Source organism: Kribbella turkmenica (genome assembly GCF_004348725.1).
Classification (GTDB): Bacteria; Actinomycetota; Actinomycetes; order Propionibacteriales; family Kribbellaceae; genus Kribbella; species Kribbella turkmenica.
This window is the reverse complement of the sequence record NZ_SMKR01000043.1, coordinates 16325-38444: the sequence shown is the minus strand read 5'-3', so window position 1 is coordinate 38444 and position 22120 is coordinate 16325. Positions and strand designations below refer to the sequence as shown.

At 69.2% G+C, this 22120-nt stretch carries 22 protein-coding genes; 12 read left to right on the top strand and 10 right to left on the bottom strand.

Annotated elements, in window-relative coordinates:
- Positions 1–178: 178 nt before the first annotated feature.
- The gene (locus tag E1218_RS36620; RefSeq protein ID WP_202865956.1) at positions 179–322 is read left to right on the top strand and encodes a hypothetical protein; all 144 of its coding nucleotides are present in this window, start codon (positions 179–181) and stop codon (positions 320–322) included.
- Between the two features lie 55 nt (positions 323–377).
- Here E1218_RS36620 and E1218_RS12440 read toward each other — a convergent pair whose 3' ends face one another.
- Complete coding sequence (locus E1218_RS12440) at positions 378–602, bottom strand: hypothetical protein (protein WP_132319481.1); 225 nt, start codon at positions 600–602, stop codon at positions 378–380.
- Between E1218_RS12440 and E1218_RS12435 the strand changes: the two genes are divergently transcribed.
- From E1218_RS12435 to E1218_RS12420, 4 genes are all read left to right on the top strand, one after another.
- The gene (locus E1218_RS12435; RefSeq protein ID WP_132319479.1) at positions 601–780 is read left to right on the top strand and encodes a hypothetical protein; all 180 of its coding nucleotides are present in this window, start codon (positions 601–603) and stop codon (positions 778–780) included. The two genes, E1218_RS12440 and E1218_RS12435, sit on opposite strands and share 2 nt — an antisense overlap.
- Before the next feature lie 425 nt (positions 781–1205).
- Entirely contained in the window at positions 1206–3326 is a 2121-nt protein-coding gene (locus E1218_RS12430; protein ID WP_202865954.1) for a galactose oxidase-like domain-containing protein, read from the top strand.
- 66 nt (positions 3327–3392) lie between these two features.
- Positions 3393–4526 (top strand): DNA polymerase III subunit beta, encoded by a 1134-nt coding sequence (dnaN, locus tag E1218_RS12425; protein WP_132319477.1) that lies wholly within the window; start codon positions 3393–3395, stop codon positions 4524–4526.
- A 64-nt stretch (positions 4527–4590) separates the two neighbouring features.
- Positions 4591–4953: a hypothetical protein gene (locus E1218_RS12420; RefSeq protein WP_132319475.1), complete on the top strand. Its 363-nt coding sequence runs from the start codon at positions 4591–4593 to the stop codon at positions 4951–4953.
- Here E1218_RS12420 and E1218_RS12415 read toward each other — a convergent pair.
- The gene (locus tag E1218_RS12415) at positions 4935–5702 is read right to left on the bottom strand and encodes an alpha/beta fold hydrolase (RefSeq protein WP_165949243.1); all 768 of its coding nucleotides are present in this window, start codon (positions 5700–5702) and stop codon (positions 4935–4937) included. The genes E1218_RS12420 and E1218_RS12415 overlap by 19 nt on opposite strands.
- A gap of 193 nt (positions 5703–5895) precedes the next feature.
- On the opposite strand from E1218_RS12415, the gene E1218_RS12410 reads away from it, so the two are divergent.
- From E1218_RS12410 to E1218_RS12405, 3 genes are all read left to right on the top strand, one after another.
- The gene (locus E1218_RS12410; protein ID WP_132319471.1) at positions 5896–6846 is read left to right on the top strand and encodes a LysR family transcriptional regulator; all 951 of its coding nucleotides are present in this window, start codon (positions 5896–5898) and stop codon (positions 6844–6846) included.
- A 233-nt stretch (positions 6847–7079) separates the two neighbouring features.
- Entirely contained in the window at positions 7080–7241 is a 162-nt protein-coding gene (locus tag E1218_RS36015; RefSeq protein ID WP_165949241.1) for a hypothetical protein, read from the top strand.
- A gap of 106 nt (positions 7242–7347) precedes the next feature.
- Entirely contained in the window at positions 7348–8106 is a 759-nt protein-coding gene (locus E1218_RS12405) for a GntR family transcriptional regulator (RefSeq protein ID WP_132319469.1), read from the top strand.
- Positions 8107–8219: 113 nt separating this feature from the next.
- On the opposite strand, the gene E1218_RS12400 is transcribed toward E1218_RS12405, so the two are convergent.
- The 5 genes from E1218_RS12400 to E1218_RS12380 all read right to left on the bottom strand — a co-directional run bounded on the left by E1218_RS12400 (position 8220) and on the right by E1218_RS12380 (position 15445).
- On the bottom strand, positions 8220–8753 hold the full coding sequence (locus E1218_RS12400) for a hypothetical protein (protein ID WP_132319467.1): 534 nt from the start codon (positions 8751–8753) through the stop codon (positions 8220–8222).
- 1 nt (position 8754) lies between these two features.
- Positions 8755–10254 (bottom strand): Nramp family divalent metal transporter, encoded by a 1500-nt coding sequence (locus E1218_RS12395; RefSeq protein ID WP_132319465.1) that lies wholly within the window; start codon positions 10252–10254, stop codon positions 8755–8757.
- Positions 10255–10318: 64 nt separating this feature from the next.
- Positions 10319–12460, bottom strand: coding sequence for an acetate--CoA ligase family protein (locus tag E1218_RS12390; protein WP_132319463.1), 2142 nt, complete (start codon positions 12458–12460; stop codon positions 10319–10321).
- Between the two features lie 30 nt (positions 12461–12490).
- Positions 12491–13717: a formyl-CoA transferase gene (gene frc / locus E1218_RS12385; protein ID WP_132319461.1), complete on the bottom strand. Its 1227-nt coding sequence runs from the start codon at positions 13715–13717 to the stop codon at positions 12491–12493.
- A gap of 12 nt (positions 13718–13729) precedes the next feature.
- On the bottom strand, positions 13730–15445 hold the full coding sequence (locus E1218_RS12380) for a thiamine pyrophosphate-binding protein (protein ID WP_202865952.1): 1716 nt from the start codon (positions 15443–15445) through the stop codon (positions 13730–13732).
- Between the two features lie 124 nt (positions 15446–15569).
- Between E1218_RS12380 and E1218_RS12375 the strand changes: the two genes are divergently transcribed.
- A complete protein-coding gene (locus E1218_RS12375) occupies positions 15570–15848 on the top strand; it encodes a hypothetical protein (protein WP_132319459.1) in 279 nt (92 codons plus the stop codon).
- Between the two features lie 47 nt (positions 15849–15895).
- Here E1218_RS12375 and E1218_RS12370 read toward each other — a convergent pair whose 3' ends face one another.
- Both E1218_RS12370 and E1218_RS12365 read right to left on the bottom strand, forming a co-directional pair.
- Positions 15896–16192, bottom strand: coding sequence for a hypothetical protein (locus tag E1218_RS12370; RefSeq protein WP_132319457.1), 297 nt, complete (start codon positions 16190–16192; stop codon positions 15896–15898).
- 266 nt (positions 16193–16458) lie between these two features.
- Positions 16459–17835, bottom strand: a complete 1377-nt coding sequence (locus E1218_RS12365; RefSeq protein WP_132319455.1) for an OFA family MFS transporter — start codon at positions 17833–17835, stop codon at positions 16459–16461.
- 148 nt (positions 17836–17983) lie between these two features.
- Here E1218_RS12365 and sucC point away from each other — a divergent pair, with 148 nt between their 5' ends.
- The 3 genes from sucC (at position 17984) to E1218_RS12350 (ending at position 20994) form a co-directional block, all read left to right on the top strand.
- Positions 17984–19138, top strand: coding sequence for an ADP-forming succinate--CoA ligase subunit beta (sucC, locus tag E1218_RS12360; protein WP_132319453.1), 1155 nt, complete (start codon positions 17984–17986; stop codon positions 19136–19138).
- Between the two features lie 10 nt (positions 19139–19148).
- The gene (gene sucD / locus E1218_RS12355; RefSeq protein ID WP_132319451.1) at positions 19149–20042 is read left to right on the top strand and encodes a succinate--CoA ligase subunit alpha; all 894 of its coding nucleotides are present in this window, start codon (positions 19149–19151) and stop codon (positions 20040–20042) included.
- Positions 20043–20118: 76 nt separating this feature from the next.
- Positions 20119–20994 (top strand): 2-hydroxy-3-oxopropionate reductase, encoded by an 876-nt coding sequence (locus E1218_RS12350; protein ID WP_132319449.1) that lies wholly within the window; start codon positions 20119–20121, stop codon positions 20992–20994.
- Here E1218_RS12350 and E1218_RS12345 read toward each other — a convergent pair.
- Positions 20983–22023: a LacI family DNA-binding transcriptional regulator gene (locus E1218_RS12345; protein WP_132319447.1), complete on the bottom strand. Its 1041-nt coding sequence runs from the start codon at positions 22021–22023 to the stop codon at positions 20983–20985. The genes E1218_RS12350 and E1218_RS12345 overlap by 12 nt on opposite strands.
- Positions 22024–22120 lie beyond the last annotated feature (97 nt).

Genomic DNA, 22120 nt, shown 5'->3' with positions numbered 1-22120 from the left:
CGTACGGCTACGTGCTGCCAGCAGACGCTTCGAGGAACCCCGCCCAGTCCGGCACCTACTACTTCCTGACCGCCGGTCACTGCGGCAAGGTGGCGAAGACCTGGTACACCAACGCGAGTCACAGCACGTTCATCGGCCGACCGCCAGCTACAGCTTCCCCGTCAACGACTACGCGCTCGTGCAGTACAGCAACACGTCGCTCAGCCACCCGGGTGGATTCACGGCGGCCAACGCGTTCGTCGGTGAGCGCGTGACGCGCACCGGATGGACCACCGGCACGCACACGGGCACGGTCACCGCGCTGAACGTCACCGTCTGCTGAGCCGAACCAGCATTGGCCTGGCCGCGACTCGGCGGCCAGGCCCGTGCCGCTCGACCTACCGGCTCTCGTCCGCGTCCAGCGGGCAGGTGTCCTCGGTGCGCTCGCCGGTGAAGTTGACGTCCGGGTGCGCGTCGCTGAGCAGCGCACCGACGTTGTTACCCGCCTCTCCGCCGTAGAACTGCGGGCTGTCCAGGACCTGCTGCAGCGTCGGGTTCGCAACGCCGCCCTTCCTGGTGCCGTCGACGTCCGGGTCGAACAGTGCGTTGTAGGACTGCGACATGTCGACACCGGTCTCCGCCACCGCGCCCGGGTTGTTCTTCCAGAAGCCCGGTGTGCAGAACTCGCCTCCGGGCGGCGTGGTTGTCGGTGGCGTTGTCGGTGGCGTCGTCGGTGGCGTCGTCGGTGGCGTCGTCGTCGGTGGCGTCGTCGTCGTAGTCGTGGTTGTCGGCGGTGTGTAGGTGGATGTTGTGCTCGTCGTGCTCGTCGAACTCGAGGTCGCGCCGGCTTGCGAGCCGAAGCCGAAGCCGAGAACACCTCCGGCGGCAACAGTCGATACGACGGCGACGACAGCGAATACCCCACGATTGCGGCCCATCGGGCCCCCCTTGTGATTCGGCGCCGGACACATGCGGCGGCGCTCCCCTTTCCGTCCCCCACAGACGGAACTTCTCGCAACGTACGACCGAGGGCCGGGAATGAGAAGACCTCGATGCCTCATCAACGTGATTGTCTGGTTCCGTGTACGCCGGGTGGCCGCGTGGCGCCGGACCGCGACAGTCGCGGCTCGCGATGACGCTGACCATTGACGACGCCCGCCGGAGGACCGACGCTGACCCCAGCGATCGTCCGCCGTGATCGCGTCTGCTTGCAGGGGGGACCTGTCATGCGCACCCGTATTTCGCCTGCCCGGGCGGCCCTGGCCGTCGTCGTACCGCTGCTGACTGTCCTCGCCGTCGCCGCGCCGGCCACCGCGCAGGATCCGCCGCCGAGGACGACCGCGCACGCCCATCACGATCACAATCACGGCCACGATCACGATCACGCCGCCGAAGATCTGGTCGGAGTGCCGATGAACGAGATCGAGCGGGCCGCAAAGGCCCGGTCGGACGAGGTCACCCGGCAGACCGGTCAGCGGCCCGGCCGCCGCTCGCCGAAGGAGCAGGCGGTCGCCGACGCGATCGCCGCGGCCGCCGACCCGGCCGTGTCCGGGACGTGGAGCGGTGTGATCGACACTCCCGTGGTCCCGGTGTTCAACGCGACGCTGCCGAACGGCAAGGTGCTCATGTGGGACTCCGTCGGCGAAGGCCCGGCCGAGTCGTACAGCGACCAGTCGTTCACCCGCGCCGCGGTCTGGGACCCGGTCACGAACACCAGCAGGCGCGTCGACGTGCAGGGTTACAACATCTTCTGCGCCGGCTACGCCCAGCTCTCCAACGGCACCGTGCTCGTCGCGGGTGGCAACCGTGATGCGTCGCTGAACGGCCTCCGGAAAACCCACCTGTTCGACTGGCGCACGGAGACCTGGCGACGTGGCCCGGACATGGCCGCCGAGCGCTGGTACCCGTCGGTGACGGCGCTGCCCAACCAGGAGGCTCTGATCCAGGGCGGCGGCCCGGAGAACGCCGAGGTGCACCAGACCAACCAGTGGATCCGGCTGCTGACCGGGTTCACCACACCGTCCAGCCGGCTGTACCCGCTGCTCACCGTCCGACCGGACGGGAACGTCGACATGGTCGGGACCAGCGCCGTGATGCGGACGCTGCGGACGAGCGCGGCCGGCGCACAGGTGGGTACGGCGACCAGGGACGCCATCGACCGTGACTACGCCAGCTTCGCCACCATCCGGATCGGGAAGACGCTGGTGGCCGGCGGTGGCGTCGTCGCTGAGGACGGGAAGGTCGGCGTACCGACGCGCACCGCGGTGATCGTGGACTCCAACGGTCCGGCGACGGCGTCGCCGACCGGCTCGATGGCCACCGGACGGCGCCAGCACAACCTGACCGTCCTCGCCGACGGCGACGCCCTCGCCACCGGCGGGATGAACGCGGTGATGAGCGACGGCAACGTCAACCTGGCCGCTCCGGTGTACGCCGCCGAGCTGTACGACACCGAGACCGGCACGTGGCGCACGCTGGCCGCGGCGAACCGGATCCGGCAGTATCACTCGGCCGCACTCCTGCTGCCCGACGGCCGGGTGATGACCGGCGGCGGCGGTATCTGCGGCGAGTGCCAGCGCGTCGGCTATCTCGAGAAGAACGTCGAGTACTTCACGCCGCCCTACCTGTACGGCGCCGACGGGCAGCTCGCGGCTCGCCCGGAGATCACGGCAGCGCCCGCGAGCGCGTCGTACGGGAGCATCTTCTCGGTCAGCTCGCCGCAGGCCGGCTCCATCACCAAGGTGGGTCTCGTCGGCCTGGGGGCACCGACGCACGGCGACGACCAGGGTCAGCGCTACGTGCCGCTCTCGTTCACCGCCGCGGGTACGACGCTGTCGATCAGCTCACCGGCCGGCGTCAACCTCGCGCCACCCGGCTACTACATGCTCTTCGTTGTCGACAGCAACGGTATCCCGTCGGTCGCGCGGATGGTACGGCTGACCGCGACGGCCCCGCCGGCACCGGCGCCGATCCGGCTGACCATCAGCGGACCGGGCGACCGGTGCCTGGACATCGATCACAGCTCGACCGTTCCCGGGACCAAGATCCAGCTGTGGGACTGCAACGGCACTCCGGCGCAGCGCTGGACCCGGCCGGCCGACGGCACGTTGCGCGCGCTGGGAGTGTGCGCCGACGTACCGGGCGGCACCCTGAAGGTCGGCGCCCCGTTGCGGACCGACAGCTGCAGCAGCAACGATCCGGCGCAGAAGTGGACCATCGGCACCGACGGCAGGATCAAGTCGGCCACGAAACCGAAGCTGTGCCTGTCGGCTCCCGGGAAGACGAACGCCGAACAAGTGACACTGGCGAACTGCAACGGCTCACCGACCCAGGTGTTCCGCTACTAGTCGGCCTCCACCGGAATTGTCGGTGGCGGGTGATTGGCTCGGACTTCTCGATGGGGAGGAGTTCGCGTGAAGGTCCGGGTTGCTCGTGAGGTGCTGGCCGAGGCGGTCGGCTGGGTGGCGAAGGGGCTGCCGAGCCGGCCGAGCGTGCCGATCCTGTCCGGGATGCTGGTCGAGGCCGACGACGGGCAGGTGACGCTGTCCAGGTTCGACTACGAGTGTTCGGCCCAGGTGAGGGTGCCGGCCGAAGTTGCCGACGAGGGGCGGCATCTGGTGCCCGGCCGGTTGCTGGCCGGCATCTGCCGCAGCATGCCCGGCGACTCGGTCGACCTGAGCGGCGACGCGAGTCGGGTCCAGGTGACCAGCGGAAGCTCGCGCTTCGTGCTGCACTCCTTGCCGCTGGGAGAGTATCCGGCACTGCCCGAGATGCCTGCGGCGAAAGGTGTGGTGAACGGCGCGGTGCTGGCCCGGGCGGTCGCCCAGGTGGTGAGTGCCGCCGGACGCGACGACACGCTGCCGGTCTTCACCGGCATCCGGGTCGAGATCCGCGGGTCGACGATCTCGCTGCTGGCCACGGATCGGTACCGCCTGGCCGTCCGCTCGTTCGAGTGGGAGCCCGCCGACCCGAGGGTGGATGCGAGCGCGCTGGTCCCCGCCAAGCTGCTCGCCGACGTGTCCAAGGCGATGGCCGGTGAGGAGCTCACGCTCGCACTCGGTTCGACCCGCACAGGGGACGGGCTGATCGGGTTCGAGAGTGCCGGCCGGCGGGCGACGAGCCGGTTGATCGACGGCGAGTTCCCGAAGGTCCGGAGCCTGATCCCGGCGGAGTCCGCCGTCACCAGCACCGTGCGGGTCGACACGGCCGCCCTGGTCGAGGCGGTCAAGCGGGTCGCCCTGGTTGCCGAGCGGTCCACGCCGGTCCGGATCACGTTCGCGGGCGGTACGGCGAGCCTGGACGCGGGCAGCGGTGAGGAGGCGCAGGCGTCCGAGTCGGTCGAGGTCACGCTGACCGGAGAGCCGGTGGTGACCGGGTTCAACGCCGGCTACCTCCTGGACGGTCTCGCGTCGATCGGCGCCCCGGTCGCGCACTTCGCGTTCACCCAGTCGACGAAACCGGCCAACCTGACCGGCCTCCACTCCCCCGACGACAGTCCGACCGGTGAGTCGGCGTACATCCTGATGCCCATGCGACTGCCGAGCTGATGTCACGACGCCGCTGACGCTGCCGACCAGGAGGTGGCGAGATCCCCTGACGAAAGAGTGACCGATGACGTTCGCTCGCCACTGCGAGCTGATCGTCGAGCAGGCAGAGTTGCCGGGCGGCCACCTTGAGCGACGGCCTGGGTGTCGCCGCGCCGTGCTGCCGGGTGATGTCGGCCAACTCGCCCGGCACCTCGGCTGGGCACACCGCCAGGCGACGGTGATCGCGACGACGGATAGGCACCCGATGACGTCGAGTACCGGGCCCCGAGTTCTGGTACCGGCGCTCGGCCGACCGCACGGACGCGGCGGTGGACGGCGACCGCCTGCTCAGGTGCACGGTGATGCCGCGTTCCTCGACCAACGAGCGACCACAGGCGTACGCCTCGAGTTGGTCCTGTCCGGCCGGCGTCAGCCGGTGATGAAGTAGCCGGTCAGGACCGCGGCCAGCGTCTCCGGCGGCAGCGTGTGGAACGTCCCGTCATGCCCTTCCACCGTCCCGTGCGGCAACGCGGCCGCGGCCTCACGCGCCGCGCGCTGCATCCACTCCGGGCTGGCATTGCTGTACAGCGCGAGCGCCGGCGTTTCCACCGAAGACAGCAGCGGCACGGGCACAGCGCTGTCGCGCATCTGCAGGCCGTCGTACACCAGGGTGTGCGCCATCGCCTCCAGCCCCGCCCACATCGGCGTTTCCCGGATCTGGTCGACCACCTCCTTGGGCTGACCGACCGCCTCCACCATGAACAGCTCGGCCGCACCGCCGGGGTTGCCGGTGTCAACGTACTCCTGGAGCCGCTCGAGGTACCGCTCCGGCGCCGGCGGCGAGCCCTCGACGCGGAACGGCGGCTCCATGATCGCCAGCTTCTCGAACGGCACACCGGCCTGCAGCAGCACCATCACCCCGGACGAGAACGCACAGGCGAACCGGGCACCGGTCGCGGTCCGGAGCGCGTCCAGGTCCTCCCACTCCCGCTCGACCGCGTACGGCGTGGTGTCGCCGGAGTCACCGCGGCCGCGCCGGTCGTAGTTGACCACTGTGAACGTCGCAGCGAGCGCCTCGGCGTACGGCGTGTAGAACGACCGGTCGGTGAACGCGCCGGCGATGAGGACCAGGCCCGGGCCGCTGCCATAGGTGTCGTACGCGATCTCGGTGCCGTCCTTCGAAACAACCTTGTTCATCACAGCTCCTTCTCGACGGGATTCCCTGCTGATCCGTCGAACGATCGCAGCCCGAAAAGACCACGTTCCCGTGTGATCCATGTCACACAGGCGAGCGCGACCCGCGAAAGCTTCCAGCTCTCTGCGCTTCTCACTACAGTTGGATCATGTATACAGACAGCTGGTATGCGGTCCACAGCAAGGCCGGATCCTGATGCTGCTCCGCCAGCTGGAGTACCTCGTCGCCCTGGCCCGGGAGAAGCACTTCGCCCGGGCCGCCGACGCGTGCTACGTGTCGCAGCCGTCGCTTTCCGCCGCGATCCGCAAGCTCGAGCAGGAGCTCGACGTACCGATCGTCCGCCGCGGCCGCCGGTTCGAGGGCCTGACCCCCGAGGGTGAGCGGGTGCTGCTCTGGGCTCAGCGCATCCTGGCCGAGCAGGACGCGCTTCGGCACGAGCTGTCGGTGATGCGCGGCGGGCTGACCGGCACGCTCCGGCTCGGCGCGATCCCGACCGCGATGCCGGTCGTCTCCCTGCTCACCACGCCGTTCTGCGCGCGGCACACGAACGCCAAGGTGACCATCGAGTCGCTGTCGTCGCGCGACATCACCCAGAAGCTCGCCGAGTTCGACCTCGACGTCGCGATGACGTACCTCGACGACGACACCCTCGGCCAGGTCCGCAAGACCCCGCTGTACGAGGAGCGCTACCTGCTGCTCACCCCGGAGCACACCGAGTTGGCCGAACTGCCGGTGGCGACGTGGGCGCAGGTCGCCGAGCTGCCGCTGTGCCTGCTGTCCCCGGACATGCGGAACCGCCGGATCATGAACGGCTACTTCACCGACGACGGCGTGACCGCCTCGCCGGCGATCGAGAGCGACACCGTTTCCGGTCTCTACAGCCATCTGCACGGGAATCACTGGTCGACGGTGATCTCGCACGCCTGGCTGCACATGTTCGGAGTGCCCGACGGGATGCGCGTCGTACCGCTGAAGAGCCCGGCGCACGGGCCACGGGTCGGTCTGGTGATCGCGGCCCGCAGCCCCGAGCCGGTGCTCGCCCGCGCCTTGCTCGAGGTGGCCCGGTTGGCCGGCGTCCACAAGGCCCTCGACGACCTGCTCGACGTCCACCTGATGGGATCGGGCTATCCCGTGCAGCTCATCTGAGAGCGCGCGTCTATCAGGCGATAGCGAACAGGTCTTTGACCGCCCGTCACGCCTGGGTGACGGTGGAAGTGCGTTCACCTCCCACCGGCCAACGCCTCGCATGTAACACGGATCACGCACGGGGTAACCGGGATCACGTGAGACAAGGGCATAACCGGTCGGTACGGCTGGTTGAATGTATACAGAAGGCAGAATTCAAGCAAGCTCCCCCTCGGGGAGCAGGAAGGCTGACGATGATTTTCACCCGTAGGTTCGGTGCTCTGGCGGCCCGCCCGCAGTTCCCGGATGCCCCGGAGCTGCAGCAGGAACTCGACACCCCCGTGAACCTGGACGCGGAGCTCACCCGGCTCACCGCCGAGGACGAGCGCCGGCGGGCCGACGAGTCGGCCGCCTGAACAGGCTGACCAGGAAAGCGGCGAAACACTATGTTCGGTCATGGCACTTGGTAGACTGTCTACCAAGTGCCATGCTGTATCCCCAGTCGGTTCCGGGAAGGACCTCATGACCACCATCAGCGCAGGCCCAGGAGCGGGGGCGGAGCCCGTCGGAGTGCGGCACGTCAAGCGGCCCACCCCGCTGCGTGAATCCGTGTACGAGGCCCTGACCGAGATGATCATCGACGGCACCCTCGAGCGCGGCAGGCACCTGGTCGAGGTCGAGCTGGCGGGCATGCTGGGCGTCTCCCGGCAGCCGGTCCGCGAGGCTCTCCAGCGGCTCAACAACGAGGGCTGGGTGGACCTGCGACCTGGTTTCGGCGCGATGGTGCACGTGCCCGCCGAGGACGAGGTCGACCAACTGCTCGCGGCCCGGGCGGCGCTGGAGTCGGAGTCCGCGCGGCTCGCGGCCCGGCACGCGACCAAGGACGACGTGGCCCGGCTCAAGGAGCTCTGCAAGGTCGGTACGGCGTACCACGAGGCCGGCGACATCGACGAGGCCGTCCGGACGAACGGCGAGCTGCACAGCCTGATCACGCAGATGTCCGGCAACCGGTTCCTGGTCGACTTCGCCGCCCAGGTGGATCGCCGGGTCCGCTGGTACTACACCCCGGTCGCCCCGGCGCGTGGTGCGGCGTCCTGGCGCGAGCACAACCGGCTGGTCAAGGCGATCAGCGAGGGTGACGAGGACAAGGCGGCGCAGACCATGCGCGAGCACACCGAGCACACCCGCAAGGCGTACCACGACCTCCAGGCGGCCAACGGCCCGGACGAAACCCCGGAGCCAGAGGCCGCCCCTCGCCGTCGCCGCCGCACGACGACCTGACCTGCCGGCCCTCCCCTGACCACACAACTCGCGGGGATATCCGCTCGAGTTGTGCCTTCTCCCCTCGCAGACCAAGGGAGAAGGCACAACGGGAGCGGATATCCCCTCGAACGTCAAGCCAGCTTCTTCTTGCGGCCCCGGCCGGTGGCGGCCTTGCGGGCCTCGAGCGCCTGAGCGAGGTGGACGTACTGCTGAACCGTCCGTTGGGCGTACACGTTGTGGTCGAGGATGCGCGGCCACCAGTGGCGCCCGATCTGCTCGTGCATCCAGAGGAAGCCGATCGCGAATCCCATGCTCACCAGCGCACGGAAGGCGAGGAACTTCCACGGTTCGGGTGGCAGGCCCGGCGCGCCGGTCACCACCCACTCGGTGGCCACAGAGTGCACCAGCAGGGCGAGCGGGAATCCGATCACCCAGTAGACCGCCGCCGGCGCGAACACCCCGGCGGGAACCTTGCCCAGCGCGACCAGGACGGCATACCCGGCCCCGAGCAGGACGAGCGGGACGCCGAGGCCGAGACCGGTCACCACGGCCCAGCCGGCCGGCTGGCCGACGAACGCGGCCAGACCACCGGCGATCAGGCCGGCCGCCGCGCCGACCGTGGCGGCCGGTACCGAGAACTCCGCGAACTGCTTCACGTCTGCCATGTCAATCCACGACCACACCGAAGCGGAACAGGCAGTAGAACAGCAGGCCGAGGTAGAACACCGCACCGAACCCGATGATCAGGTTGCGCACCGGCCCGGGCCGGATCGGTTTCGGCAGCAGCTTGTTGTTCACCAGGAGCAGTACGACGCAGTAGGCACCCATCGCGAACGTGGACAGGAAGGCGAGGATGTCCAGGATGCCCGCCGGACCGTCGGCCGGCCCGAACAGCAGGATCAGGATGCCGAAGGTGATCACACCCCAGAGGAATCCGGCGTACAGTCTCGACATCGAGAACCGCTTGGCTCCCGGCACGAAGTAGTACGTCATGTCCGCCTGACCGCGGGAGAACGAGTCGAACAGGCCGAGGGTCGCGTTCAGCCCGATCAGCGCGATGAAGCCGAAGAACAGCGTGCCCAGGATCGGGCTGCCGGCCGAGGCGAAGGCGTCCGACATGGCCTTCAGCGCGGCCTCCCGGTCACCGCCCTCGATCAGACTTGCCACGTTCGGGTTCTCCCGGGCCGCCGACATGGCCAGCACGGTGAACGAGACCGTGACCAGCATGGTGATGCCCCAGAAGAGCAGCAGCGCGTCGAAGGTGACCCACTTGCGCCAGCCCTTCCACTTCTGCAGCTCGGCCGGGTCCTCGGTGTCGAACATGAAGCCCCGCGACGGCATCGACTCGGCCTCACCGGCCGCCCGCAGACCGCGGATCTTCGGGATGTGAGCACCCATCGCGGCACCGCTGTCGCGCAGCTGCAGGGTGTACCACATCTGCTGCATGCCGGAGGGTCCGGCGAACGCGATCGAGCCGACCACGATCGGGAACCAGGCCGCCGTCATCGCCTTGTCCGGGAAGTACCCGAACGCGAACATGCCGGACAGTGTGTTCCCCAGGTCGTCCCAGCTGCCGACCATCGCCGCGATCACCGACGTACCGACGACCAGCAGGCCGATCAGCAGGCCGAGCAGCTTCTCGAGGAAGTTGTAGATCACCGAGAGCATGCTGAACAGCACACCGACGAAGATCAGCGCGACACAGGCGGAGACCTGCCAAGGTATGCCGCTGATTTCCTGGAACGCGGCGGCGCCGGCCGACAGGTGGCCCGGCCACATATAGATCAGGATCGCCGCGACGTAGAAGAACCACATCATCGGTTTGAAGATCCGGGCCGCACCGAAGAAGATGCTTTCTCCGGTGGCCATCGCGTACCGGGCCATCTCCAGCAGGACGAACGCTTGCAGGGTGACACCGACCATGAACAGCCAGCGGATGTCCGGCCCGAACACCAGGACGAGCCGGGGCCACATGTAGGACTCGCCCATACCGACGCCCAGCGCGACCAGGAAGACGGTCGGACCGAGGATGTGCAGCGAGGGCGGTGCGTCCGGAAGCTTCCGGATCGGCATCGGTTCGAGCCGTCCGGCGCGCCAGACCTTCTCGGTCGCGGCGGACGCGGCCGGCTCTTCAGGTACTTCTGAGGTCTTGCTTGTGACGTCCAAGGCGGACTCCTTAGATCGACGCCAACTAGCTGACTAACGCTCCCCCGCGGACTGCTTCCTCCAATCAACCGAGCGGACCGGCGTTACGGGCCCAGCGGTATTTGGCACCGAGCACCTGGACCGGTGTCTCGGTGGTGTACGGGTAGGCGACCACACCGTGGTCGAACAGGTACTGACTGGCTTCCTCGACCTCGACGTCACCGGACAGCGAGGCCACCACCGGCTTGTCGATGCCCTTGGCGCGGTACTCCTCGACCACCTCGGCGACCAGCTTCGCGAACACCATCGGCGGCGTCACGATCGTGTGCCAGTAGCCCAGGACGAGAGCGTGGATCCGCTCGTCCTCGAGGCCGAGGGAGATCGTGTTCCGGTACGTCGACGGCGGCTCGCCACCGGTGATGTCGACCGGGTTGCCGGACGCACCGAACGGCGGGATGAACTTCTTGAACGCCTCGTCCAGGTCGGCCGGCATCGACATCAGTTGCAGGCCGTTGTCGACACAGGCGTCCGACAGCAGTACGCCGGAACCACCCGCGCCGGTGATGATGACGACGTTCTCGCCCTTCGGCGTCGGCAGCAACGGGATGCCGCGGGCGAACTGGAGCATCTCGTTCAGCCCGGGCGCGCGGACCACGCCGCTCTGCCGGAGGATGTCGTCGTACACCTTGTCGTTGCCGGCCAGGGCGCCGGTGTGCGAACTGGCCGCCCGCGCGCCCATGTCGGTCCGGCCGGCCTTCAGCACGACGACCGGCTTCTTCTTCGACACCCGGGCCGCCGTCTCGGCGAACGCCCGGCCGTCCTTCAGGTCCTCCAGGTGCATGGCGATCAGGTTGGTGTTGTCGTCGCTCTCGAAGAACGTCAGGAGGTCATCCTCGTCGATGTCGGCCTTGTTGCCTACTCCAACGATCGCGGAGACGCCCATCCGGCTGGAGCGGCTGAAGCCGAGGATCGCCATCCCGATGCCTCCGCTCTGTGACGACAGCGCGACGCTGCCGCGGACGTCGTACGGCGTGCAGAAGGTCGCGCAGAGGCTCTCCGGCAAGTAGTAGTAGCCGTAGATGTTCGGTCCCAGGATGCGGACGTTGTGCTTCTTGGCGATCGCCACGACCTCGTCCTGCAGCTCCTGCTCGCCGGTCTCGGCGAACCCGGACGGGATCAGGATCGCCCCGGCCACGCCCTTCTCGCCGCACTGCTCGAGCGCGCCGCCGACAAATTTGGCCGGTACGGCGAACACCGCGACGTCCACGTCACCGGGAACGTCGGTGATCGACGGGAACGCCTTGAGCCCGAGGATCTCGTCGGCCTTCGGGTTGATCGGGTAAATGTCGCCCTGGTAACCGCCGTTGACCAGGTTCTTCATCACCGAGTTGCCGATCTTGCCGGTCTCGTTCGAGGCCCCGATCACCGCGACCGCGCGTGGCTTCATGATCCGGGTCATCGCGGTCAGGATCTCGTCGGAGCTGTACCGCTCGACCGGCTTGCCGGCCTCGGCGTCGACGATGATCCGGAAGTCCACCGCGGTGGCGCCGTCCGGCCCGGCGAGCACCGGGTTCAGGTCGACCTCGGCGAACTGCGGAAAGTCGGTGACCAGGTCGGACAACCGCTTGACCAGGTCGGCGACCGCGTCCTTGTCCACCGGCTTCGCGCCGCGGACGCCGTCCAGCATCTCGTGCGCGCCGATGCCGTCGATCATCGAGCGGGCCTCGTCGCCGGACAGCGGCGCGAGCCGGAAGGTGACGTCCTTGAGCACCTCGACCAGGACGCCACCCAGCCCGAACGCGACCACCTTGCCGAAGGTCTGGTCGGTGACCGCGCCGACGATGACCTCCTGCACGTCACCGCCGGTGACCAGCATCTGCTGCACCTGGACGCCCGTGATCTCGGCGTCCGCCTTGTAGGCCTTCGCGTTGTCGACGATTCTCGCGAACGCCTCGCGCGCGGCGTCCGCGGAGTCGACGCCGACGACCACGCCGCCGGCGTCGGTCTTGTGCAGGATGTCCGGCGAGACGATCTTCAGCACGACCGGGAAGCCGATCTCGGCCGCGAGACCGGCGGCTCCCTCGGCAGTCGTGGCCAGCCCCTCACCCGGCGTCGGGATGCCGTACGCGTCCGCGACCTGCTTGGCCTCGGGTGCGCTCAGCGAGGTGCGGCCGTCCGCCAGAGCCTGGTCGAGGATGGTCTGGACCGCTGCCTTGTCATATGTCATGCCATGAGCTCCATTCCCAGGAAGTGTGCGTCAGAGGACGCCGGCGGCCTTGAGTTGCTCGAGTTCGCCCGCGTCGATGCCGAGCGAGGCGTAGACGACGGCGTTGTGCTCGCCGAGCGCCGGTGAGGTCTCGACCTGGACCGGCGAGTCGGACAGCTTGATCGGGCACCCGACGGTCTTGAAGCTGCCGCGCTGCGGGTGCTTCACCTCGACCACGGCGCCGAGGTCGGCCAGCGTCTCGTCCTCGATCAGCTCGCGGGTGGACATGATCGGCCCGCAGGGCACGTTCAGCGCGTTCAGCTTGTCCATCACCTCGAACTTGGTGTGCTGCTCGGTCCACTGCTCGATCAGCGCGAACATCTTGTCGAGCTTGTCGAGGCGGGCCGCCGGGGTGGACCAGTCCGGGTCGTCGGCCAGCTCGGGCTTGCCGATCAGGTTCGCGATCGGGGCCCAGCCGGGCGGCTGGACGATCACGTAGATGTAGTCGTTCGGGCCGCCGGGCGCGCACCGCAGCGCCCAGCCGGGCTGGCCGCCGCCGGAGGCGTTGCCGGACCGGGGCACCTCGTCGCCGAAGTGCTCGTTCGGGTACTCGCGCAGCGGGCCGTGGGCGAGCCGCTGCTGGTCGCGCAGCTTGACCCGGGTCAGGTTGAGCACGGCCTCCTGCATGGCGACCGTGACCCGCTGGCCCTTGCCGGTGTTCGTCCGCTGGTAGAGCGCGGCCAGGATGCCCGCGACCAGGTGGATGCCGGTGCCGGAGTCACCGATCTGGGCGCCGGTGGCGGTCGGCGGGCCGTCCTCGAAGCCGGTCGTGCTCATCGCGCCGCCCATCGCCTGGGCGACCACCTCGTAGGCCTTGAAGTCCTCGTAGCGGCCCGGGCCGAAGCCCTTGATCGAGGCGAAGATCAGCTCCGGGTTGATCAGCTGCAGCCGCTCCCAGGTGAAGCCCATCCGGTCGATCGCGCCGGGGGCGAAGTTCTCCACCAGGATGTCGACGTCCTTCACCAGGTCGGTGAAGATCTCCTTGCCCCGCTCGGACTTCATGTTCAGCGTGATGCTGCGCTTGTTGCAGTTCAGCATCGTGAAGTACAGGCTGTCGACGTCCGGCAGGTCGCGCAGCTGCTGGCGGGTGATGTCACCGGTGGGCGCCTCGAGCTTGATGACATCGGCGCCGAGCCAGGCGAGGATCTGCGTGCAGGAGGGTCCGGACTGGACGTGCGTCATGTCGAGTACGCGGACACCTTCGAGGGCCTTCGTCATGCTGGGTCCCCTTTACTTGTACATGGTCTGGTTCATGGTTCCGGGGGCGTACGCGTCCGGGTCGACCCAGACGTTGATCAGCGACGGCAGCCCGGACTCGCGGGCCCGCTGCATGGCCGGCCCGATGTCCTTGGGGTCGCGGACCTCCTCGCCGTACCCGCCGAGCATCTTGGCGAACTCGTCGTACCTGACGTCGCCGAGCGTGTTGCCGACCCGGCCGCGCGCCTGGCCGTACTTCGCCTCCTGGCCGTAGCGGATCTGGTTCATCGAGGAGTTGTTGCCGACCACACCGACGAACGGGAGGTTGAAGCGGACCAGCGTCTCGAAGTCCCAGCCGGTCAGCGAGAAGGCGCCGTCACCGAACAGCGCGACGACCTCCTTGTCCGGCCGGGCGTACTTGGCCGCCATCACGAACGGGATGCCGACGCCGATGGTGCCGAGCGGCCCCGGGTCCATCCAGTGGCCGGGCGACTTCGGCTGGACGACGCCGCCGGAGAAGGTGACGATGTCGCCGCCGTCGCCGATGTAGATCGAGTCCTCGGTGAGGAACTCGTTGATCTCGTGCGCCAGCCGCAGCGGGTGGATCGGGTTCGCGTCCGACAGTTGCCGCGGCAGCCGCTTCTGGTACGCCGCGTCCTCCTCGGCCCGCAGTTCGGCGAACCAGGCCTTGCGGTCGGCCTTGCGCACCCGGCCCGAGGACGCCTGGGTGACAGCGGCCAGGATCGCCCCCGGGTCGCCGACCAGGCCGAGGTCGATGTCGCGGTTCTTGCCGACGGTGCGGTAGTCCATGTCGATCTGGACCACGGTCGCGTTCTTCGGCAGCCGGCGGCCGTAGCCCATCCGGAAGTCGAACGGGGTGCCGACGATCAGGATCAGGTCGGCGTTGTTGAAGCCGTACCGCCGGGACAGGTGGAAGTGGTGCGGGTCGCCGGGCGGCAGGGTGCCGCGGGCCGACCCGTTCATGAACGCCGGTACGTCGAGCTGCCGGACGAACTCGATCGCCGCGTCGCTGCCGCGCGAGGTCCACACCTGGGTGCCGAGCAGCACCACCGGCTTCTCGGCCCGGGCCAGCAGGTCGGCCAGCGCCTCGATGTTCGCCGGGTCGCCGACGCTCCTGGTGGAGGCGCGGTACCGGCCCGGTTCCGGGACGGTCGCGGACTCCACCGGGACCGAGTTGTCCAGGATGTCGCGCGGGATCTCCAGGAACGACGGGCCGGGGGCGCCGTTGTAGCACTCGCGGAACGCCATCGAGACCATGTCGGCCACCCGCGCGGTGTGCGGCACGGTGGCGGCGAACTTGGTGATCGGCGTCATCATGTCGACGTGCGGCAGGTCCTGCAGGGATCCCATCTTGTGCTGGTTGAGTGCGCCCTGGCCGCCGATCAGCAGCATCGGGCTCTCGGCACGGAAGGCGTTCGCGACGCCGGTGACCGCGTCCGTGGTGCCGGGGCCGGCGGTGACGACCGCACAGCCGGGCTTGCCGGTCATCCGGGCGTAGCCGTCGGCCGCGTGCGCGGCGACCTGCTCGTGCCGGACGTCGACCACCGCGATGCCCTCGTCGACGCAGCCGTCGTAGATGTCGATGATGTGACCGCCACAGAGGGTGAAGATCACGTCGATCCCCTCGGCCTTCAAGGCCTTCGCGACCAGGTGGCCGCCTGAGATCGTCGCCGGTTCCGGCTCCTTGACATCCGCGACTGGTTGGGTCTCCGACACTGTCTGCGCCATCTGCAGTCATCTCCTCGGAAGGGCCGGCTGTTCGGCTTCGATGTAGATTGCATACCGTATGGTGTAGTCGTAGTCTTATCGCACGCCACGGTGGTTGTCCAGAGCTCGCCCCCAGGAGGCTGCGATGACGATTCACGACGATCTCGACCGGACCCGCCAGGCCGTGCAGGCCCTGGAGAAATCCCTGCTGGCGTTGAGGAATCGGCTCGGTCCGCATCTCGACGTACTGCGGCTGATGGACGATTTGGAGCGGTGTGCTGCGGACCTGAGCCGCCTCGAGCAGCAGCTCCGCGCGCCGGGCAGGCATGAACTGGTAGTGATCCCGGACGGGGACTACGAGCAAGGATTCTGGGCCGACGTCGAGCACGAGGGCCTGGGCGCACCCGGCCGCCGCGCACCGTGACCGGTCATGGTGCCTCCCGGCCCGGAGCGAGGACGGAAGGCCGGGAGTCACCGCCCCATGGCCCGCTGCGCCGGAGGCACCGCATTCAACACAGCGAGACACTGTTTAAGTAACTGCCGTAGGCGTACGTCGCGGTCACCGTCCGGACACCGGGCGGTGACCGCGACTGCTTCCGCCGCTTGTTCGGTGGCGACGAAGGTCCGGTAGAACGGCTCACTCCAGCCGAACCGGCCCAGGAGCGGCAGCCACCAGCGCGCCGCCCCGGCGGGCTCCTCCCGGCCGGTCATCAGATGAAGCGCGGTCTGGTGGGCGTTAGCCAGCCGGATGCGCTCGTCCTTGGTCATCTCCCCGCCGGCCAGAGCGGTCGACCCACAGAGCGCGACCACTCGGGCGGAGGGCTCGAAGCCGGGCTGCGCAGTCCCGACGAAGCTCGAGGCGAGCGGGAGCAGAGCTCGGCGTCCCGCCGAGCTGCTGTGATCGTGAACGGCCCTGGCGACCGCACTCAACGTCGGATGCACGCTGGTCGGACGATCCGTCCACGGTTCCCGGGCGACTTTCGACACCAGTTCCATCACGCAGGGTTCGGGCCGGACGACCCGTCCGTAGCCACTCATTCGCCCGACCCGGCAACCGGCGTACCGAGTTGGGGCCGGACCGGAAGCGCGGGCCGTCCGGGCTGTTTCAGGAGCCGCACGCCCAGAGCGGTCAGGACGCCGAGCAGCCCGGCGCCGAGGAACAGCGGCCGGTAGCCGACGGCGGCCACCACCGACGCGGCGACTCCGACCCCCAGCAGGCCACCGGCGGCCTTGGCGGAGTACAGGATCGCCTGGTTCTGCAGCAGGCTGTTTTCGCCGAAGAACTCCAGCACGAGGTTCGCCATGATCGCGTAGAACGCACCACCACCGAGTCCGGCGAACATCGCGCACAGCACGAACGCCCACCCGGCGCCGGCCTCACCGGCCGCCACCAGCCCGACGTGCGTGAACCCCTCGATCATCAGTACGGCGGCCAGCACCCGGCGCCGGCCGAACCGGTCGGACAGGTGCCCGGCGAGCGACCGCGCGAGACCGTTGACCGCGGCAAGCATCCCGGCCGCGAACCCGGCCACTGCGAGTCCCAGCTCCGCGGTGACGGCATAACTCACCACGAACGCGATGCCGAACAGGGACAGCGCCGTACTGATGGCCAGCAGCAGCCACATCAGCGGCAGCGCACCGGTGCGCATCGCCTCGGCGGGACGGTAATGCCGGACCGCGGGCAGGTTGTGCGGGATGCTGCGGTTGAGTTTGCGGTCGATCGCCCAGGCCTGCGCGTCGATCTCCGCGGGCCACCAGTGCCGCGGCGGATCCTTGAGCACGCCGCCGGCGATCAGCACCACGAGTACGGCGACCAACGCCGTGATGTCGAAGACCGCCCGATGCCCACCCGGCGACTGGAAGATCGTCAGCAAGGCGATGCTCGGCACCGCGCCGATCGCGAAGCCACCGGTGACGAACCCGATGGTCGCGGTCCGCCGGTCCGGGAACCAGCGAGCCGCGGTGGTGATGCAGGCGGCGTAGACCAGTCCGGCACCCGCACCGCCGAGGATCGCGTAGCCCAGCACGACGAGCGCGTAGCTGTCCGCGTGGGCGAGCGTCGCCAACCCGATCGCGCCGAGCAGGCCACCGGCGACCACGAGCTGGGTCGGCGTCGCCCGGCGTACGCGTTGGGCCCAGGCGGCCGGGATGGCGATCAGCGCCTGGCAGGCGACGAAGACCGCGAGCAGCCACATCGTCGCCACGGCACCCCAGCCGCGCCCGTCCTGCAGTCCGAGCGCGGCGGTGCCGAAGGAGTACTGCAACGGGCTGATGGCGACCATGCAGGCCCAGGCGGCCCACAGTTGCCAGCGCCGGGAGTGGCCGGTGAGGTCCCGGGCATCTTCGCCGATCCGGTAGCGCCGACCGTAGACATCGCGCACGTCCCGGGGCGTTGGAGTGGCGTGGTTCATCGTCGCCTCCTGACTACTGCATACCGTATGGAACTTTGGTACTCCTCCCGAAGACCCCTGTCCAGACCCCACGTGTTGCGATCGAGGTCTTGTGACCGGTGTGCATACAGCATACAGTCGCCGATAACCCTGATGAGGAGGCGCAGCCGTGGACCTGATGGAGTACCAAGCCAAGGAGCTGTTCGCCCGGTACGGCGTCCCGGTGACGCTCGGCCGGGTGATCGAGGACCCGGCCGACGCGGCCACGGCCGCCGAGGAGCTGGGCGGCCGCGTGGTGGTGAAGGCCCAGGTGAAGACCGGTGGCCGGGGCAAGGCCGGCGGCGTCAAGCTGGCCGGCTCCCCCGCCGAGGCCGTGGACAAGGCGGGCGAGATCCTCGGCATGGACATCAAGGGCCACACCGTCCGCCGGGTGCTGCTGGCACCGGCCGCCGACATCGCCGAGGAGTACTACTTCTCCTTTCTGGTCGACCGGGCCAACCGCGACTACCTCTGCATCGCCAGCACCGAGGGCGGCGTGGAGATCGAGGAGGTCGCTCACACGAACCCGGACGCGATCGCCAGGGTCGCGATCGATCCGGCCGTCGGCGTGGACGACGCGAAGGCCGCCGAGATCGTCGCCGCCGCGGGCTTCCCGGCCGGCGCGGAGGACGTCGTCCGGAAGCTGTGGGACGTGTTCGTCGCCGAGGACGCCTCGCTGGTCGAGGTGAACCCGCTGGTGAAACTCGGCGACGGAACGCTGGAGGCACTCGACGGCAAGGTCAGCCTGGACGACAACGCGTCGTACCGGCACGCCGACCACGCCGGGTTCGAGGACAAGGCGGCCGCCGATCCGCTGGAGGCGGCGGCGCAGGACAAGGGCCTGAACTACGTGAAGCTGGACGGCTCGGTCGGGATCATCGGCAACGGCGCCGGCCTGGTCATGTCCACCCTCGACGTGGTCGCGTACGCCGGTGAGGAGTTCGGTGGCGTGAAGCCGGCGAACTTCCTCGACATCGGGGGCGGCGCGTCCGCCGAGGTGATGGCCAACGGTCTCGGCATCATCCTCGGCGACGCCCAGGTCCGCAGTGTGTTCGTGAACGTCTTCGGCGGCATCACCGCCTGCGACGCGGTATCGAACGGGATCGTCCAGGCGCTCGCCGTACTGGGCGACAAGGCGGACAAGCCGCTGGTGGTCCGGCTGGACGGCAACAACGTCGACGAGGGCCGCCGGATCCTTGCCCGGGCCAACCATCCGCTGGTGACCGTGGTGGACACGATGGACGGCGCGGCCGCCCGGGCCGCCGAACTCGCCGCACAGAACTGAGAGGCTAGAGATGGCGATCTTCCTGACCGAGCACAGCCGGGTCATCGTGCAAGGGATGACCGGGTCCGAAGGACAGAAGCACACCAGCCGGATGCTTGCCGCAGGCACCACCATCGTCGGCGGCGTCACCCCCGGCAAGGGCGGCCGGTCGGTCGACTTCGCGAAGCGGTCGATCCCGGTCTACGGCTCCTGCGCCGAGGCGGTGAAGTCGGCCGGCGCCGACGTGTCGGTGGTGTTCGTACCGCCGCGGTTCACCAAGGGCGCGGTGCTCGAGGCCGTCGACGCGGGTGTCCCGCTGGTGGTGGTGATCACCGAGGGCGTGCCGGTACACGACACCGCGGCCTTCTTCGCGCACGCGGCCGCCGCCGGCACCCGGATCATCGGACCGAACTGCCCCGGCATCATCAGTCCCGGTCGCGCGAACGCGGGCATCATTCCCGCCGACATCGCCGGTCCCGGCCGGATCGGGCTGGTCAGCAAGTCCGGGACGCTGACGTACCAGATGATGTACGAACTGCGGGACTTCGGGTTCTCCACCGCGATCGGGATCGGCGGTGACCCGATCATCGGGACCACCCACATCGACGCGCTGCAGGCGTTCCAGGACGACCCGGACACCGACGCGATCGTGATGATCGGCGAGATCGGCGGCGACGCCGAGGAGCGGGCGGCGGCGTTCGTCAAGGAGAACGTCACCAAGCCGGTCGTCGGCTACGTGGCCGGCTTCACCGCCCCCGAGGGCAAGACCATGGGCCACGCGGGCGCGATCGTCTCCGGCTCCGCCGGCACCGCCGCCGCGAAGCAGGAGGCCCTCGAAGCGGTCGGCGTGAAGGTCGGCAGGACCCCGTCGGAGACCGCCCAGTTGATGCGCGCCGTGATGGCTGTCGAGGAGGTCGCGGTATGAACGGGCGGAGCGGGTTCATCATCGAGCACAGCCGGCTTCGTGCCTCAGCTGCGCCCGGAGAGAAGCGGGGACGCGGATGAGCCGGATCGGCTTCATCGGTCTGGGGATCATGGGGTCGCACATGGCGGCCAACCTGGTCCGGGCCGGACACTCGGTGACCGGGTACGACGTCGTACCGGCGGCTGTGGACCGGTTGGCGCAGGCCGGCGGCAAGCCGGCCGCGGACCTCGCCGGTGCGGTCGACGGCGCCGAGGTGGTCATCACGATGCTGCCGGACTCGCCGCAGGTAGCAGAGGTGGTGCTCGGTCCGAACGGCGTGCTCGCCGCGGTCCGACCCGGCGTGCTGCTGATCGACATGAGTTCGATTGCGCCGGAGACGTCGCGTGAGATCGCGACCGCCGGTGCCGAGCGCGGCGTACGCGTGCTGGACGCGCCGGTGAGCGGTGGCGAGCAGGGCGCGATCAAGGCGTCGCTGTCGATCATGGCCGGCGGTGACGCGGCGGACTTCGAGGCGGCCAGGCCGATCTTCGAGGATCTCGGCCGGACCATCGTGCACGTCGGCGGGCACGGCGCCGGCCAGACCGTGAAGGCGGCGAACCAGTTGATGGTCGCCGGCATCATCGGCCTGGTCAGCGAGGCGATCGTCCTGCTCGAGGCCTCCGGCGTCGACGGCGAGCGCGGCCTGGAGGTGCTCGCCGGCGGGCTGGCCGGCAACCGCATCCTCGACCTCAAGTCGACCACGATGCTGGCCCGTCGGTTCGAGCCCGGCTTCCGGATCGACCTGCACCACAAGGACATGGGCATCGCGCTCGCCTCGGCCCGCGCGGCCGGCGTCGCGCTCCCGCTCACCGGAGTGGTCGCCCAACTCGTGGCCGCGGCCCGTGCCCAGGGTCACGGCTCGCTCGACCACTCCGCTGTGCTGAAGGTGGTCGAGCAGCTCTCAGCGCGCTGACCTGCGCGGCGGCGCCGTACTGCTCCTGACGACGAGTTTGGTGGGTACGGCGACCGGGTCGTGGTGGTGTTCGCCGGCTTGGATCTCGCGGATCAGCGCGTCGACGCTGAGCCGGCCGACATCGGCGAAGTTCTGCCGGACGGTGGTCAGCGGGGGCCAGAAGTGCGCGGCCTCCTCCATGTCGTCGAAGCCGACCACGCTGATGTCGTCCGGCACCACCCGGCCCTGCTCGTGCAGCGCGCGCAGCAGCCCGAGCGCCATCTGGTCGTTCGCGACGAACACGGCGGTGACGTCCGGGTTCGCGGCCAGCTGCCGGCCGGCCTCGTACCCGGACCCGGCCGACCAGTCGCCGTCCAGCACCGGCGGGACCTCGCAGCCGCGCTCGGTCAGCGTCCGCTCCCACGAACGCCGGCGCCGGTCCGCGGCGAACGACGTCGGCGGGCCGCCGAGGTGCCAGACCGTCTTGTGGCCGAGGCCGAGAAGATGCTCGGTGGCCTGCCGGGCGCCCTGGGCCTGGTTGGTGTCGACGATCGGGTAGTCGTAGTGGGCGCTGGAGTCGACGACGACCACCGGCAGCCCCTCCGGGAGCCGGACCCCGGCCTCGTCCAGCGTGTGCGCCTCGATCAGGATGATCACGCCGTCGACCGCCTGCTCCCCCAGTTGGCTGAAGGCGTTCGTCACCGCGCGCTGGTTGACGTCGAGCACCGGCAGCAGGTTGATCGCGTAGCCGCTGATCGTGGCCGCGGCCGCGACGGCGTCCAGCGTCCGCGTCGTACCGAAGCTGGAGAGCTCGAAGACGATCGCGCCGATGCTCCGGAACTGCCCGTTACGCAGCGCCCGGGCGGCGCTGTTCGGCCGGTAGCCGAGCTCACGCATGGCGGCCCGGACCCGGTCCCGGGTGACCGCGTCGACGTTGTGCCGGTCGTTCGCGACCCGGGAGACGGTCTGTCCGGACACGCCGGCCAGCCGGGCCACGTCGGCCATCGACGGGCCGCGCCGCCGCCGGACCGGCGACTCCTCCGCTGACATCCGAATCCTCCTCGCCTGTGCCGGCAGTGTAGACATGTTGACGTAAACACGCTACCGTCTCGGCGACCGATGTTGACGTCAACATCGCGTGTCGGCG